This window comes from Aurantibacter aestuarii (assembly GCF_003008425.1).
GTDB lineage: Bacteria > Bacteroidota > Bacteroidia > Flavobacteriales > Flavobacteriaceae > Aurantibacter > Aurantibacter aestuarii.
Genome location: NZ_PXOQ01000019.1, coordinates 23,833 through 41,018, shown reverse-complemented (window position 1 = coordinate 41,018; position 17,186 = coordinate 23,833). Strand labels below are relative to the sequence as shown.

Below are 17,186 nucleotides of genomic sequence, written 5' to 3'. Positions count from 1 at the left end.
TTTAAAAGGTTGCGTCATAATCCCTTAAAAATTAAATTTATAGGTGGCACCAACTAAAACCTGAAAGCCTTGTACCGGTGTGTTTTGCCATTTTTCATACTGATTAGCCACAACATTTAATGCTTTAAAATAAGCCGAAAACTGATTATTAATCTGATAATCCACGTAAGCATTTAAGTCTATGTAAGCATCTAAATTAATTACTTCAGAGTCTGTAATAGGAAACCTTGTGCTGTCTAAAGTTAATTCATCCTTACGCTCGCCAACAAAAAACAAACTTGCTCCTGCAGTAAACTTGTCATTAATTTTATAATCCAAAAATGCTGCAATATCTATGTTAGGCAAATTCCAAGCTTCTTCTTCAAAAGTGGTTTTATAAGAATAATACGTTCCTTTTACTCCCAAATTAATCTTTTGGTTAAAATCGAAATCCAGACGTCCACCAAAAGTTAAGGTCGATACATTATCGTAAACCACTCCAAAAGAGTTTCCGTAAGAATAAGGACGGTTTGATGCCGTTATGGTGTTGTTTTTAAATAATGCCATAGTTTCTGTATTAGAATAACTGGCATCTATTTGATAGCTCGTACTGTTTGTTACTTTACCTCTTAGACCTCCATAAGCTTTATATTGCTGGTCGCTTGGTGTGATAAATAAATCTGGAGAAACAAACTGATTTTCCTCTACAAAACCATAATAAGAATTTTGTTGTAATTCTCCTGTTAAACCTGCAAAAGCAGACACATATTGTTCTACCAAATTATATGTTGCTTTTACATTAGGATAAATAAAGAATTTACTTTTTCCAAACTCGGTATCATTAGCATAAACCGTTTTAAGTCCTATATTCACCAATAAATCATCTGTAAAAAACGTATAAGTTGGCATTAAACCTACCTGAATATTTCCATAGTTTACCGCTTCATCTGTAAAATAATTGCGCTCAAATTGTCCTGATAAATAATCAACATACAAACCTAAAGTGATTGGACTTTCTAAAATTTCAAATTCAGCTTCCGTTTCAGCAAAAAATCGGTTTTCTGCGGAATCTAATTTATCGGCAAAACGTCGGAATAAAATATCTCCAGATTTTAAAACACTATTTTCAAAACTTACAGTTCCTTTAAGGTAAGCGTTGTTATAAGATTGACTAACATCTAAAGAATCTGCATTTTCTTGTGTAAATAAAGGTTGTTGCAAACCATACCAGTTATTGCTTTTAAACTCGAACCCTGTATTTAATTGAAAGGTATAATTCTTGGCGCGATCTTTATAGTTTAAGTCTATTTTAGAGTCCGAAAAATCGGTATCTCTTAATACATCATCTACGCCAACTTGCGATGATAAGTGAGATAAGTAAGTACCAATATTTTGGTTACGTCCAATTTTATGGTTTAAATACACTTCTCCTAAAATAGTGGTATTGGTACCTAAACCTATATTTGCATAATTATCGTACAACAATTCTTTCTTGGCTTTATCAATTACTGCGGCTTTACCTTTAGCTGGTGTAAATGTTGACGCTACAGGAAATGAAAATATGGTATAATCTATTGCCTTTTTTTCATTAACAGTATCATCATTTAAATTAGGTTGTTCTTTTATTTTAAAAGCGTCACTAATGCTTGGCGTGTAAGGTTTTACCACATCTATAACATCTGTTTTAAGTGTGTCTTGCTGACGCTCCTGTGCCAAAAGCGAGTGACTTAAAACACAAAAAATAATGAATAAACTATATCTTATCTTAAACATAAATTGAAATATCTCTAATGAATTATTTTAAAAAAATTAGTCTGGTATAACTGAAGAATTTGTTTTGGCCTGTTCTATTTTAATTGCCTTTAACGTCTCTTGAGCTTCTTGCACCACGTCTTCAAAAGTGGCGAAATTTTTAATAACACTTTCTAAAATATAAGTTGACTGAAATGCATCGTCTAAAGCATTAAAATTTTTAGCCATCACAATTAAACCTTTTGCGCCATAGTATTTATAGGTCGAATAGTCTTTTACTAATTTTTGTGTCACCACATTACTAGCTTCAAACTGTTTCGCTTCATGTTTAAAATAGGCGTTGTAATACAACGCTTCAGCAGCAGTTTCTCCTGTTGCCGTTTTTTCCACTTCCGCATAAGCTTGTTGTGCTTTTTGGTTGTCATTTAATTTTAAAGCCGAACGTGCTATAATTATTTTAGCATCGTTTTTTATATTTTGATCAATACTCGCATTGGCTAAAACTTTATTGGCATAAGCATCGGCTTCCGGATATTTTTTAAGCTCGTAATAAGCTTTCATAATATTAGATTGTGCAAAAAGTGTGTTCTGAGAAAAGTTAGCTTCTGCTTCCAAACGTTTTAAAACCGGGATGGCTTTCCAGTAATCTTTAGACGCTAAGTAAATTTGAGATAAACGCAGCAAGGCTTCTTCTGTAAATTCACTTTTTGGTGCATTTACAACATACTCGAAATGTGGCGTAGCATTCTCTGTTAAATTATCTTTATAATATAATTGTGCCAAGTAGAAATGTGCCTCTTTAGCATGAAGTCCTTTAGGAAACTGATTGATATAGTTATTAAATTGTTTAATTGCCTCTTTAGCATTGGCATCTAGATATTGTTTTTCGGCAGCCTGATAGGTCGCATTATCTAAATCGGCATTAGACACCTGCACAAATCCTAAAGTTTTTACCCAAGCCGCATAATCGTTAACCTGACCCATATCTATATAAATAAGTCTAGCTGTTGCTACAGCCTGATTGGCTTCTGGTGTTGCTGGGAATTGCTTGGCAATTTGCTTAAATTTTGAAAGTGCTTCTGCATTATCATTTTTATTATAGTACGACAAACCTTGACGTAATAAGGCTTTAGACACTAAAGGACTTTCTGGAAAGCTATTAACCAATTTAGAATAGGTTTTCATTGCCTCAACCGTACTATTATTATCTATATAAGCATTAGCTAAAGTATATAGCGCATCGTCCTGTAAATTTGAACCTTTATAAGTTGCTAAGAATTGTTCTAACTGCTGTATTTTTTTAGTTTGATCACCAATATAACCGTAACTTAATGCTTTTTGGAATGCCGCATAGTCTTTTTCTAACGCACCAATTTTGATGGCTTCGTTATAAGCAGAAATCGCATTGGTATAATCGCTACTTACAAAATAACCATCTGCCAATCTTAAATAAGCATCATTTAATCGGTTTACATCTTTAGGATTTTTTGAGATGTAATTTTTAAAAGATGCTGAAGATTTCACGTAATCTTTCAGTTTGAAATAAGTGTAAGCCAAATTGTAATCTAAATGTGCAAATTCTGGGGTCACTGAAGATTTACCACTCGTTTCAAATTGCTTAAAACCAATTAAAGCCTCATTAAAATTTGAAGTGTTGTAATTGGTTTCCGCCAACCAAAATGTAGCTCTTGCGGTGTACAATTCATCTATTTGCTCTTTTAAAGAACCTTCAAAAAACTCTTTTGCTTTGGTATAATTAGTCTCATTATATAATTCTAAACCTCTGTAAAAAGCGACTTTTTGGTAAGCTTTTTTATTTTCAAAGCTATTTTTTCCTTTTAAAACCACTAAAGCCTCCTTATAGTTTTTAGAGGTGATGTAAGAATCAATTAATAAATTTTCGATGTGTTCTTTGTGAGGAGAATTAGGATATTTCTCTAAGAAATCATTTAAAACTTCTGGAACAGATTTATATACGTTTCCTACTTCATAACTTAATTTAGCATAGTTTAGAGCCGCATCTTCCTGAATTTTAACATCGTAAATCATATTTGAAGCGGTTCTAAAGGCATTTAGAGCTTCTTGTTTTTTATTAAGATTGATGTAACTTTCCCCTAAATGGTAATAGGCATTCTGTGCAACCTTGTCGTCTGCATTTATAATTTTATTAAATTCTGAAACAGCTTTCGTATAATCTTTTTGTTTGTAGTATGTGTAGCCTAGCTGATAATAATCCGTATTAGACCATTTACCATTTTTACCTTTATAAGCTTTTAAGTACGGTAAGGCTTCTTCATAATTTTTTAAGTTGAAATAACTTTCGCCTATAATTTTATTTAATTCTGAAACTTCATTAGCGTTGCTTTTATCTAATTGGGCTTTGGCTAATTTTATAGCTTCTTCAAACTTCCCTAGTTTAAAATTTAAATCCGCCTGATAGTAAGTAAGCTTCTCTTTATACTTTTCTTCTCCGCTTACTTGGTCGAAATAAGTATTGGCGCTGGTATAATCATCTCCTTCATATGCCATAAAACCCAAATAATATTTGGCTTGTGACCCATATGTGGACGAATTTTCAACTTTAGTTAAATAACGTTTCGCTTCAGTAAAATTTTTAGTAGTAAATGCCGTGTAACCTTTGCTAAAATTATACGTTTCCTGTTGGTTTGAGGTTAAACGACTTTCATCTACCTTTTCAAACCATTTTTGTGCATAGGCATAATTTGCGTTTTCAAAATAATAGGTAGCTACATTTAAAAATGCAGCATTACGTTTCGTGCTAGTAGGATAATTTTGAACAAAATCTTCCATTAACACATCGGCATTTTGCTGATTAAGTCTTACGGCACAATTAGCAATGTAATAGGCACAGTCGCTTTCTACTTCAAAATCTTTTGTGTCTTTTTTTATTCTTCCAAATAAATTTTGAGCGGTTTGGTATTGTTTCTTTTTATATAAATCTTCAGCTTTCTTAAAACTTACTAAACTATGTGAGAATATTTTAGTTTGTTGTGCTTTAAGGTTAAAAGCAAAAAAGCAAACCATTAAAAAAAACAGGCATTTTTTAAAAGTCATTCAGGTAGGTTTTAATTCGTTCAAATATATCTAAATCCTAATTTTTAAACGTTAGAAATATGTTATAATTGTTTTGTTATTTACCTTTACTAAAAATTTGTATTTACTTTACTGTAAATTTTTACATTTTACAAAACCCAACATATGGCTACAGCAATTTTAAAACTTCAAGATGCGTCAATTTTTCAAGGTGATAATTTAATTATCTCTAATGTTAATTTAGAAGTTAATCGTGGCGAATTTGTCTATTTAATTGGTAAAACGGGTTCTGGAAAAAGTAGTTTTATGAAAACCTTATACGGCGATTTACCGCTTAAAAAAGGTGTTGGCAAAATTGTGGAATTTGATTTAGATACTTTAAAGGAAAAAGAAATCCCGTATTTAAGACGAAAATTAGGAGTGGTGTTTCAAGATTTTCAATTATTATCCGACCGAAAAGTCTACGATAATTTAGCATTTGTTTTAAAAGCTACTGGCTGGAAAGAGAAAGCTAAAATAGACGAACGTATTAACGAATGTCTTGAAAAAGTAGGTATGGCAAGTAAAAGTTATAAATTCCCTCATGAACTTTCTGGTGGAGAGCAACAACGTATTGCAATTGCACGAGCGTTATTAAACCATCCAGAATTAATTATTGCAGACGAGCCAACTGGAAACTTAGATCCACAAACTAGTGTAGAAGTTATGGAAGTGTTGCAGCAATTAAATAAAAATGGTAATACCATTTTAATGGCAACACACGATTATGCACTGTTACTAAAATACCCAAGTAAAACTTTAAAGTGCGACGAGAGCCGTATTTTTGAAGTGGTGCAACGCAAATCTTAATTTATAAACTCTACTAATTGCTTTGCTAAATTTTCAGGATGGTAAGATTCTAAAGCCTTTATACGTGTAGTTGCAATTTTAAAATCGGTTTGAAACAATCTGTTAACCGTAACTCTATACGATTCTAACGTTTCTGCTAGCTCACAACAACTTAAAATATTAGCATCATCTATCATGTTTTTATTAACGATGCAATGTTTTCCTTTAAATAAAGCAGTAAACACTTTTAGTTTTGTGCCAGATTTCTGAAAAGAATACAATGTATTTATATGCGCCTCTTTAATTAGTTGATTTAAATGGGATTGATCTTTTATAATCTCACACTTAATATGATTAAATCCTGATACTTTTTGAGTAATACTATCTGGAATTATTCTTCCTGCTATAATTAATGGATGTTCCAACTCTGAAAATACGTCTATTAAAAATAATGCGGATTTAATATTATCTGCTATAGTTAAATCACCATGGTATAAGGCATAAGTACCATTACCTTTTTCACTAATGACTTTTGAATGCTCCTGAAAAATTTTTAAATACTTAACGCTAGTAGTATAATGCTGTTTAAAGTATTCTGTTTCAAAATCAGATAAACTTAAAATAACATCTGCATTATCCAAAACAGATTCGTAGCGTTTTAGTTTTAGTGCCTCTATATAAAAGGCTGTTTTTTGAATGTAATTTTGGGCACTTTTAAATAACCCTTTACTGTAGTGATGTTCTATATTATGAGCTCTTACCAATTTTTGTTGTTTTAATTTTGAAGAGTTTAAAACACTAGTACTTACGAGTGATTCAAATAAAATTGGCGCATCACTGTTGTTAAGTTGAGTTAGTAATTGCTCCGAACTTCTAGATTTTACAGCATAAGGTAAAATAGAAAAATGCTGAAGAAATGATTTATTACGTTTATAAGTGTACAAGATATCGCACCACTGCTCCAACGCTGTAAATTGATTTCTTTCAGAATAAAAAACATGCAGTATAAGTCTTACACCTAAAGCTTTCAAAGCTTTTATTTTATAAAACACATCTATAACGCCACCATAATCTGGCGGACAAGGATTATCAAAAATTACTATTTGAAGTGTTTTTTGCATACTTAAGGCAAAGCTAAACTAATAATTGATTTTTAGTATTAAACGCTACTACGATTAAATCTATTATTTTTGTATTGAAAACCAATTTCTATGACGCCTTTTTTTTCTGTAATTATTCCTTTATATAATAAAGAAAATTTCATTAAGACAACTTTAGAAAGTGTTTTAAATCAGTCGTTTTTAGATTTTGAGATTATTATTGTTAATGATGGCTCTACAGACAAAAGTGTAACTATAGCGGAAAAAACATTAAGTACTTTTGAACAAAAAACCATAGTTTCTCAAACCAACCAAGGATTATCTACCACAAGAAATGAAGCTATTTCATTAGCAAAGGGAAAGGTTTTGGCACTTTTAGATGCAGACGATTTATGGCAACCTCAGTACTTAAAAGAAATTCATCAACTTAGTCTTAATTTTCCTGAAGCTTCACTTTTTGGCACAGATTATATAGAGTTTTATAGTGAATCACTTCAGCTACAACCCAGAAAAAATATTCCTAAAGCAAAACGTGACACGACATTTATTGTGAATGATTTTTTTGATGCTAGCTTGTTTCAACCCATAACCGTACCTAGTAGTTTTGCTTTCAATAAAGAGGTGTTTGAGGCTATTAAATTTAATGAAGCAGTTACTTTTGCTGAAGACATTGAGTTTTATATAAAAGCGAATTTAGATTACAAAATGGCTTTTTATTTTAAACCTTTGGTGATTTCGAGACAAGACATTCCAAACCAAATGACAAAAGTTGGTTTTAAAGGAAAAAAACTTCCAGATTTAAGTCATTTTGAAAATGATGCAAAACAAAACTCTAGTCTTAAAAAGTATTTAGACACGTACCGATACTATTGGCTTTCTCAAAGTCGTATGACTAATGATTTCGACCATATATCACTATTAAAAAAAGGTTTAGACCAAGACAATTTAAGCCATAAGCAACGTTTTTTATTACGAATGCCCGTTTTTGTTTTAAAAAATTTAAAACAGCTTAAGAGCGTTTTATTAAAATGGAAAATTAGAGTAACGAGCTATTAAGTTTGTGTGCCTTGAAATTTTCAAAATCTCTAATATAATCGCTTTCTAAATAAACATCGGAAGCTAATACCAAACACACAGAGCCTGACGAAAAGTTTTCTAATTCTCTCCAAATCCCTTTAGGAATTAATAAGCCTTGGTCTGGTTTATTTAAAGTCACCGTTTTTTTATTTTGACCATCATTTACAATCACATCAAAACTACCACTTACAGCCACTAAAAGCTCCGACTGGTCAATGTGCGCATGACCGCCACGTTTGGCTCCAGAAGGCACATCATAAAGATAATAGACCCGTTTTATAGCGTAGGGCAAAATGTCTTTTTCTATAACAGAAATATTACCGCGATGATCTTCAATTTTAGGAAGTTGATGTATGGTACACTGAGAGATTGTACTAGTCATAAATTTTTAAATAGGTTTTCCCAATAATTTAGGTGTGATTTGGAAGTGTAAGGTAATAAATAGTCATGAGAATTTTTAGCTAAATCATTCAATTTATCGGGATATAAAACCAAACTATTCATCGCTTCAATTAGTTTTTCTTGATTTTGATTTTCAACTAAAAGTCCGTTTTTGTTATGAATAATCATTTCCGAAGGACCCGAAGGACAGTTATAAGATATTACAGGTGTATTTAAATTTAAAGCTTCCAAAATCACCATTGGTAAGCCCTCAAACTTACTGGTTAGCGTTAAAAATTTAGCATTTTTTATATATGGGTAAGGATTTTCCTTAAATCCTAAAAGTTGAATGTGCTCCTTTAAATGTAACTGATTAATTTGCTGTTGTAAAAGCGATTTATCTTCGCCTTCACCCAAAATAAATAATTTTACATGCTGTGTTTTTAAAATGGATTTGGCATACGCATCTATCAATACATCAAACTGTTTCACCTTATTAAATAATCTCCCGACTGCAACAATGTATTGCTCATTTACTTTAAACGCATCAGCTTTTTCATTAATTGCTTCAAAATCTATAGCATTTGGAATATATGTACTTTCAATATTTTTTTCAGATTTTAACCGTTTTTTAATGTCTTTTGAAACCGCTGTAATGTGATGTTTTTTATAAAGGTTATTGAAGTAATTTCCTTTAGGAATATGATAATCAATATGATAGTTATGAATGGTTAAAATTAACTGTTCATTTTTAAACACCAGACGATGTAATAAAAACTCCATTAATTTCCTATTACGCATTCTATAATCTATCCATATTGTACCTTGATGAGATGCAACTGCTTTTTTAAATCTTAAAATCTTTTGTACTTGCTTAACAATTTTAATTTGAGATACCTGTTTCCCTAAATGTATTAAATTTCCTTTATAAGCGTAAGACACATCTGGTTTTATAGCAATAATAATAACCTTATATCCTGCATGTTCTAAAATTACAGATAGATGAGCTGCCGATTTTTCTGCGCCACCATTGGACAAGCTATCAACTATTAAACCTATCTTTTTAGTATTGTTTTGTGGCATTTTAATATTTAAGTAACTTAGACAAAAATATACAATCTTAATGAAAATACTTTTGTTTGGTGAATATAGTGGCTTTTTTAATCAGTTAAAAAATGGCTTGCTAAAAAACAATTGTGAAGTTACGCTCGCTGCCAGACAAGATGGCTTTAAAAATTATGATGTAGATATAAATCTAGAAGGCTCATTCTGGAGAAAAAATCCGTTTAATTATATAAGACAAGGCATATTTAAATTAACGTCTTACGACATTGTTGGTCTTAGTATTTATTATAATTTCTGGAAAATAAAATCAAAATTTACGCACTTTGATGTGGTATTATTAATAAATCCTTTTCCATTACAAACACATCCTAAATTAGAACGCCAAATATTAAAATTTATATTTAAAAATAACAAAAAAGTTTATTTAGCGGCTTGTGGTGATGACTACCAGTACATTAATTATTTAAATAAATCTCAATTACCTTATACCATTCTAGATGCTTATAAGAAAAATAGCACCTTAAAATCTTATTTTTTAGATAGCATTAAATACACTAAAAAAGCACATAAAAATTTACATGAATTTGTCATTAATAATTGTAAAGGCGTTATAGCTGCAGATATAGATTATGATATGGCTTATAAAAACAGCAAAAAGTATTTAGGCTATATCCCTTTTCCTGTCACATTGGAAAAACTTGAATTAACACCACAAAAAAGCCATGATAGAATTATAATATTTCATGGGATTAATCGATTAAACTATTACAAGAAAGGCAATCATTATTTTGATGAAGCTCTAAAAATTATTAAGCTTAAATACCCTGAAAAAGTGATTATTCTTAGAACCGAAAATGTAAGTTATACTGAATACATCAATTCTTATAACAAAGCACATATAGTGTTGGACCAGGTTTATTCCTATTCTCAAGGTTACAATGCGTTAGAAAGCATGGCAAAAGGGAAATTGGTGTTTTCTGGTGCTGAAAAAGAATGGTTGGAGTATTTTAATGTTGAAGCAGATACCTTACTCATAAATGCTAAGCCAGACATTGATTATTTGGTAGAAAAGTTAGACTATTTTATACAACATCCCGAAAAAATCGTGGAAATAGCCACTAACGCAAGAGCATTTGTAGAAAAACAACACCAGGATAAAGCAATAGCGCTAAAGTATTTACAGTGTTTTAACTAAAACTGCCGGATTTCCTGCAATTACCGATTTTTCAGGAAAAGAACAATTCACGACCGATCCAGAAGCTACTACACAATGATCTCCCAATTCAACACCTTTTAATATAGTTACAGAATTGCCTAAAAATACATTTTCACCTAAAATAACAGCTTTAGGATTGGGATCTGTCTGTAAACGGTTTTGCGGATGTAAATCATGAAAATTACTATCTATAATTGAGCAATTGCAACCCATAAGTGTATGACTTCCAATAACCACTTTTTGCTCTGATACAATAGATAGATTGTTATTTGTACTCACATGGTCTCCAAATATAATTTCGGAATGGCTTGTTCTGGCTTCTATATAAGTATAGGTATTATAAAAGTGAGGTGATGTAGGCACACCATGTTTTACATTTAAGCCATAGGCAACTTTACCTTTTCCTTTTATTAAAACAGGTTGAATGTCCTTAAACTGACCACTCACAATATGATGTTGTGAAAGATTAGAATAAAAAAAACGTAAAAACTTTAAAACAATACGTTCCAGCATACTACTTAAGATTTAATAAAGGTTTTCTAAACACCATAACAACTGCTGTAAAATGGCATACATAAGCTATAAAATAAGCCATGTTTGCTCCAATTATTCCTTGAGTATCTATTAAATATAAACTTAAAAAATAATATAAGGCTGCGAAACCAATTTCGAACAGCACGTAATGTACAAACATTTTTTTTGCTAAAAACTGATATGCCATAACTAAAGATAATGTTCTAAATACATCTCCTAATTCCTGCCATAAAAATAACTCGGACACCTGAGCAAAATCTTCTGTAAAAAGAATAGAAATAATAATATCTCTACATAGATAAACACCGACTAACCCAATAATAAAAAAAGGTAAAACCGATTTATAAAAGTCAAAAACAACTGCTCGAAATTGTTCAGCAGTGTTCGCTTTAGAAAGACTTGGCAATACGTATAAAGCCATAAGTGAGCTAATAAAAATATAATAATAACTCGATATCCTGTTCATTGCCTCCCAAAAACCAGCACTCTCCAACCCCAAATTTAGGGTAAGATACTCTCGAATACCATAAGAATACAATGGAACAATTATTGCCGAAAGTACAGTAATTAACGCATAAGGCACTAATTTGTAGGCCATGCCCGAAATTTGGAACTTTAAGTTTAGTGAAGGTAACCATTGTTTTACAAACCAGTACGTAATAAAAAGTAGAAATCCTTCAGATATCACTATAGCTAGTAAAGCTCCTTTCAGCTTTAAATAATACACTAAAAAAACAACCAAAAGCACACTGCTCACATGACCAATTATTCTAATTAGTATTAAGCGTTGTTGTTTATCTATTCCGTTTAAAAAAGCTAATAAAACTACATCTGCACTATAAAACGGCAATGAAACTGCCATAATATAAAATGCCATTTTATAATTAGAAACATCATTTAATAAGGCAGCTCCAAGATAATCGTTAAATAAAACAATTCCCACTGCCAGAATTATAGAACCTATAAATCCTAGGCTTAATGCAGTACTTAAAACTGTAGAAATTTTATTAAAATCTTTTCGATATTCCGAAATATACTTCACAATACCTTCATAAAACCCCAAAGACGACACTGCCTGTGTAGTGGTTAAAAAATTCCTGAAATTTCCCAACAAAGCAATACCTTCTGCACCTACAGTAATAGCTACCACTTTAGAACTTACCACTCCAAAAACCAATCTTAACATCAAGTAAATTGAGTTAAGAGACATTAGTTTTTGTAGCTTATTGAGCTTAGTATAGTTGGGTTTAAATTTCAATGGTTTTTATTGGTAAGCGTTTATTACAGATATAATTTGTTGCGTTTGTTCTTCGGTTTGGACCGGACTTATAGGTAAACTTACACAAGTTTTATGAATAGCTTCTGAAACAGGAAAAGACCTCTTATTAAATTGTTTTAAAGCATTTTGCTGATGAGGCGGTTTTGGGTAATGTATGGCGATTTGAATATGATTTTGAAGCATATAGTCCATAAAACGCGTTCTGTCTTTTACTTGAATAACAAATAAATGAAATACATGATTTAAACTACCATTATAAAAAGGCAACTTAAGTTCCGGATTTTTAATCTCCGTAACATATCGTTGTGCAATCTCGCGACGTTTTGAATTATCACTATCTAAAACCGTTAATTTATGTTGTAAAAAAACAGCTTGTATAGGGTCTAAACGATTGTTATAGCCCAGAACCTCATTTTCATATTTTAGTGCAGACCCATAATTACGAAGTTTCAGTAACAATTCATAGAGTTCTTTATGGTTTGTTGTAATAGCTCCCGCATCTCCTAAAGCGCCAAGATTTTTACTAGGGTAAAAACTAAACCCTGCAGCATCGCTTAAATTACCTGCTCTTTCTTTAGTTTCAGTTTGAGCGCCATGTGCTTGTGCAGCATCTTCAACTATCAATAAGTCATGTGTCTTAGCCAGGCTATTAATTTCATTCATATCGCATAGCTGTCCATATAAATGCACAACTAATATGGCTTTGGTTTTATTAGTTATGTGCTTAGAAATGGTAGAGGCTTCAATATTAAAAGTATATGGGTTTGGTTCTACAAAAACAGGCTGAAGTCCGTTATTTAAAATAGCTAAAACAGTAGCTATATACGTATTTGAAGGTACAATAACCTCATCACCATCATGTAGCAAACCTAACTCCTTGTAGGCTTTAAAAATTAAGATTAAGGCGTCTAAACCGTTACTTACACCAACACAATAAGATGTTCCGCAATACTTAGCAAATGATTTTTCAAAGTTTAATACCGCATCACCCAAAATATAACTTCCAGAATTTAAAAAATCGCTAAACTGAGCCTTAAATTCTTTTTCAAAGCGTTTGTTGATTTGTTTTAAATCTAAAAATGGAATCATATTAATACCTCATCTATTAAGTTAACCTGACTGGTTTCAATTTCATAAACATCCTGCGTTACCGTTCTAGCACCAAAACCTTCTTTCCAAAACAACAAGCCTTTATTTAATTGTCTGCCACTATTTTCATTGGAAATACCAAAATCATAATAGGCCTTATGCTTAAAAACGTCTGTAATTAGTTTATAGTGTAAGAAATCTAAACTTCCCAACTTGTTTTTTTCAGTATTTGCTGAAATATATTGGCAATGCGCAACGTGTTCGGTTTCAAAAATGGTAGTTCCTGCAACAATTTCATCATGTTTATACACATTAAATTGTCTAATATTTTTTGGGAATTTGTGTTTTAAATGCTGAATTTCTTCCAAAGAATGTACTGGTGCTGTTTTGTATTTTTTCAAAAGATTAGGCTCTAAAATAAGATTCCAAAAGCCCTGAAAATCATTCTCTTCCTTTAAAACCAATTGGTTCTCTTCTGCTTTTTTTAAACCTTCTTTTCGGTTAGAAGCTATTTTAAATGTCGATGAATAATCTATTACGGATAAAGCATCTCTTTTTAAAAGTTTTGCTTTTAAAATAAAAGCAATGTACTTAAAGTCGTCATTTGGAAATTTCTGATAAATGTAAGGAAGCTCTTTAATAACCACTTTATCTATCCCTTTTTCACTTAAATATTTCAGTATAGATTTATACAAATCTAAAACCTGTTCCATTTTTAACTTTTCAGAATAAACCAAACCACCATAGGTTAAACCTTGGTGCGAAAAAATGGTGTTATCTAACTTATTTGCAGGTAAAACAGCTACAACTTGAGTATTTTTAAAAATCATTAAAGAATTATCTTGAAATCGATGCTTATGATAATCCATAAAACCCCTTTCAAATAAAAACGTGCTGTTTTTAGCTTTTCGGATAAAATAATCCCAAGCTAATTGATTTGAAGTCGTATATGTTTTTACTGTATAAATAATTGATAGGTTTAAACAAATATAAGTAACGCGACTGATGATTTACAAAACTGAAGATTTATTTTACTTGTAATCTTTTAAACTTACTTTTTACATACGATAAACTATTGTGTTCTTTTAAAACGTACAATACTGAAAACAACATTAAAAACTCGAAAGGAAAACTAAATCTTGCGTTATTACCATAAGTCACTAAAGCCTGTAGTATAGCTGCAGCGTAAATAATACTATAAAACACTATAGAATCTGTTATTCTTCTTTTTTTAAAAAAACTATACACTACAAAAGGCGTAAGTAATAGAAATAATAGTCTGAATAATTTTATAAATTGTCTTTGAACGTACCAAATACGCTTTAAAATATACTCTGAAGTTGTAGAAGTAAATTTTGAATCTTCCCAATAAATAGAACTACTCCAAAAATCCTTAAAGGAATAAAATAATACTTGGTTTACATACGCTTTTGGATTAGATGCTATAGCTACTTTAGCATAACGCCCCAACTCTGCCGATAGATCGGGGAAACTTAAGTTTTTTGAGTTAAAAGCGTTTTCTTCATATGCATACCAAATAGTCATTGCTAAATCTCTACCTTCGACTTTAGATTTTTCTCTATAATGCGCATAAGGCTCTCCTATCCACGAAAATTCTTCAGGAACATGTTCTGCAAAACGGACACAGTTTTGTGCGGTATTTAAACCGTAAAATGTTGTAGAAACAAAATGTCCTGTATTAACCTTATTGACATAAGACCACCCAAAATAGACTACTATAGCTCCTATTAAAATGACACTTTTATTTAAAAGTTTTAGATTGAGTTTTAAATGATTTAAAAAATAAAGTCCAAAAAATAAAAATGGTAAAAACGCATAGAAAGGTTTTATTAAAGTAAGAGCACCACATACCAACGAAAGCCATAAATTTAATTTAAATCTATTCGTATTTAAACCTTCTGGTGCTACTATATATACTAGTAAACTCATAAAAAAAAGCGTAATACACTCTACCAAAATAGTAGTTTCAAAAATAAAAACATTTAATAAGGTAGACAGAAACAAACTAGTATAAAAACTATGTGAAACTCTAAAATTTAATTTTATTAAAGTTAAAAACCACAGCAAACTCGTAATTAAACCAATAATAAATTGATAAGCAATAACAACATATATATTTCCAAATGCTAAAGCTATTAATAATGGGTAACCTAAAGTTCTGTGACCAATGTAATTATTTAAACTGAACTCTTGAATAAGCTGAGCTAATTCTAAATATCCTTGAGTATCTGCCGTAAAGGTTGGATTAGGATATCCTAAAAAAAACACTGCAAGACGAAATATAAGACCTATACTTAACAGTAACAGGATTGCTTTAGTTTTTTTCATTAGAAATTAAATTAAGGTGAAAAGGTACAATAATCTAGATTTAAATTACAGCTATGTTTTAAGGAAAATAGAACCTAACTAGGATTAACGAGTAGAATTAATAATTGTATTTTTGAAGAAATTCTTATGGAATGACTGCGGTAAGAAAATATGTTTCATCACTCTCAAAGCTGCACAGCATTAGCTTGGCTCTATATTTAGCAACTTTTGCTTTTGTTATGCTAAAAGATCCTGTTTTGGGAAATGACAGTTTTAGTTATAATGTTATGGAAATATCTAGATTTCCTGGTTATGCCGTTTTTATGCGCGTGCTATTAAAGATTTTTGGTGTTAATCTATACACACATATAATTATTCTAATTCATGTTTTATTTGGGTTAACTGCTATTCATGTATTTACTAATAAACTTAATCAAATTTTTAAACTGACCTTTGTTCAAAACATTGGTGTATTACTCTTATTACTATTCCCCTTTTTTACAAAACCTTTGTTAGCAAATGATGTAGCTTCTGAAGGCATATGCTACCCACTATATTTATCAATAATTACCTATTCTATTAAGGTCGTATTTCAAAGACAATTTTATAAAATATATTTTTTAGCACTTCTTTTAATAGCACTAACCATAACTAGAGGACAATTTGTAATAGTCCCCATAATTATTGCTTTTATATTTATATTGAAAGAAAGATATCGTTTTAGAAAAAAGCCCCAACTAACAGTTATAATACTCTTACTGTTAGTTCCTTTTGTAACAAATATGCTTGATAAATCTTACCGAAAAGTGGTGCATGGTTATTTTGTTAAAACACCATATAGTTACGTTAATGCAGTAGCTTTACCTTTATTTGTCTCTAAAAAAGACGATTTCAAGACACTTAAAAATGAAGATTATAAAGAAATTTTTAAATTTTCTTACAAACGTATCGATAGTTTAAATTTATTAAATAGTAAAGTTGAAGGCTCTTTAGAAGAAAAATACATGCGTTTCCATGAAAATTTCCCACTTATATGTAACCAAAATATACATATGGGCGGAGTAGATTATTATATGAACAAAGGTTTTTCTAGAGCCGAAGCTTATATTAAAACTGAAGAAGCTTGTAAAGCCATTATGTTTAATTCTATAAGACATAATTTTAAAAACTACATTTCTATTTATTATACAAATGTTATATATGGTTTTAGGTCCGTTTTTATAGCCCTATTTTTTTTAATTACAGCACTTTGGAGCTTTATTAAAGTTATTAAAAAGTTTGAATTAGACACGGGATTTATTTTATTTACATCTTTGTTAGTAATTTCCAATGCTTTAATTGTTGCTGTTGCCTGCCATTCTATATCCAGGTATTTGGTTTATAATTACTTTTCAATTATTATAATACCGCTATTATTAATCAGAAGACTTCCATTTTTTAAAAACAGTTAACTTAAGCTCTTACCAACTTTAAATAAGTTGTATTTTAGTAACTCTTAAAAAAT

Annotated in this window: 14 protein-coding genes; 4 read left to right on the top strand and 10 right to left on the bottom strand. The window is 30.6% G+C overall.

Annotated elements, in window-relative coordinates; genetic code table 11:
• Positions 1–24 precede the first annotated feature (24 nt).
• Positions 25–1,695 (bottom strand): TonB-dependent receptor, encoded by a 1,671-nt coding sequence (locus C7H52_RS13145; protein ID WP_245918629.1) that lies wholly within the window; start codon positions 1,693–1,695, stop codon positions 25–27.
• Between the two features lie 93 nt (positions 1,696–1,788).
• Positions 1,789–4,806: a tetratricopeptide repeat protein gene (locus C7H52_RS13140; protein ID WP_106464368.1), complete on the bottom strand. Its 3,018-nt coding sequence runs from the start codon at positions 4,804–4,806 to the stop codon at positions 1,789–1,791.
• A 144-nt stretch (positions 4,807–4,950) separates the two neighbouring features.
• Between C7H52_RS13140 and C7H52_RS13135 the strand changes: the two genes are divergently transcribed.
• Positions 4,951–5,634, top strand: a complete 684-nt coding sequence (locus C7H52_RS13135) for a cell division ATP-binding protein FtsE (protein ID WP_106464367.1) — start codon at positions 4,951–4,953, stop codon at positions 5,632–5,634.
• Here the strand turns inward: C7H52_RS13135 and C7H52_RS13130 are convergent.
• Positions 5,631–6,734: a hypothetical protein gene (locus C7H52_RS13130; RefSeq protein WP_106464366.1), complete on the bottom strand. Its 1,104-nt coding sequence runs from the start codon at positions 6,732–6,734 to the stop codon at positions 5,631–5,633. The genes C7H52_RS13135 and C7H52_RS13130 overlap by 4 nt on opposite strands.
• A gap of 90 nt (positions 6,735–6,824) precedes the next feature.
• Between C7H52_RS13130 and C7H52_RS13125 the strand changes: the two genes are divergently transcribed.
• Positions 6,825–7,769: a glycosyltransferase family 2 protein gene (locus tag C7H52_RS13125; protein ID WP_106464365.1), complete on the top strand. Its 945-nt coding sequence runs from the start codon at positions 6,825–6,827 to the stop codon at positions 7,767–7,769.
• On the opposite strand, the gene C7H52_RS13120 is transcribed toward C7H52_RS13125, so the two are convergent.
• Positions 7,750–8,172 carry a sugar 3,4-ketoisomerase gene (locus tag C7H52_RS13120; RefSeq protein WP_106464364.1) on the bottom strand — a complete coding sequence of 141 codons (423 nt, stop codon included), beginning with the start codon at positions 8,170–8,172 and terminating at the stop codon, positions 7,750–7,752. The two genes, C7H52_RS13125 and C7H52_RS13120, sit on opposite strands and share 20 nt — an antisense overlap.
• Entirely contained in the window at positions 8,169–9,254 is a 1,086-nt protein-coding gene (locus C7H52_RS13115) for a glycosyltransferase (RefSeq protein ID WP_106464363.1), read from the bottom strand. The genes C7H52_RS13120 and C7H52_RS13115 overlap by 4 nt, the downstream gene beginning before the upstream one ends.
• A 40-nt stretch (positions 9,255–9,294) precedes the next feature.
• On the opposite strand from C7H52_RS13115, the gene C7H52_RS13110 reads away from it, so the two are divergent.
• Entirely contained in the window at positions 9,295–10,431 is a 1,137-nt protein-coding gene (locus C7H52_RS13110; RefSeq protein ID WP_106464362.1) for a glycosyltransferase, read from the top strand.
• Here C7H52_RS13110 and C7H52_RS13105 read toward each other — a convergent pair.
• From C7H52_RS13105 to C7H52_RS13085, 5 genes are all read right to left on the bottom strand, one after another.
• Positions 10,414–10,965, bottom strand: a complete 552-nt coding sequence (locus C7H52_RS13105; RefSeq protein WP_106464361.1) for an acyltransferase — start codon at positions 10,963–10,965, stop codon at positions 10,414–10,416. The two genes, C7H52_RS13110 and C7H52_RS13105, sit on opposite strands and share 18 nt — an antisense overlap.
• Position 10,966: 1 nt before the next feature.
• The gene (locus C7H52_RS13100; protein ID WP_106464360.1) at positions 10,967–12,196 is read right to left on the bottom strand and encodes an O-antigen translocase; all 1,230 of its coding nucleotides are present in this window, start codon (positions 12,194–12,196) and stop codon (positions 10,967–10,969) included.
• Positions 12,197–12,250: 54 nt separating this feature from the next.
• On the bottom strand, positions 12,251–13,354 hold the full coding sequence (locus C7H52_RS13095) for a DegT/DnrJ/EryC1/StrS family aminotransferase (RefSeq protein WP_106464359.1): 1,104 nt from the start codon (positions 13,352–13,354) through the stop codon (positions 12,251–12,253).
• A complete protein-coding gene (locus C7H52_RS13090; RefSeq protein ID WP_245918628.1) occupies positions 13,351–14,223 on the bottom strand; it encodes a GNAT family N-acetyltransferase in 873 nt (290 codons plus the stop codon). Before C7H52_RS13090 ends, C7H52_RS13095 begins: the two co-directional genes overlap by 4 nt.
• Before the next feature lie 157 nt (positions 14,224–14,380).
• Positions 14,381–15,703 (bottom strand): hypothetical protein, encoded by a 1,323-nt coding sequence (locus tag C7H52_RS13085; RefSeq protein ID WP_106464357.1) that lies wholly within the window; start codon positions 15,701–15,703, stop codon positions 14,381–14,383.
• 185 nt (positions 15,704–15,888) lie between these two features.
• Between C7H52_RS13085 and C7H52_RS13080 the strand changes: the two genes are divergently transcribed.
• Positions 15,889–17,133 (top strand): hypothetical protein, encoded by a 1,245-nt coding sequence (locus tag C7H52_RS13080; RefSeq protein ID WP_146130058.1) that lies wholly within the window; start codon positions 15,889–15,891, stop codon positions 17,131–17,133.
• The last annotated feature ends 53 nt before the right edge of the window (positions 17,134–17,186 follow it).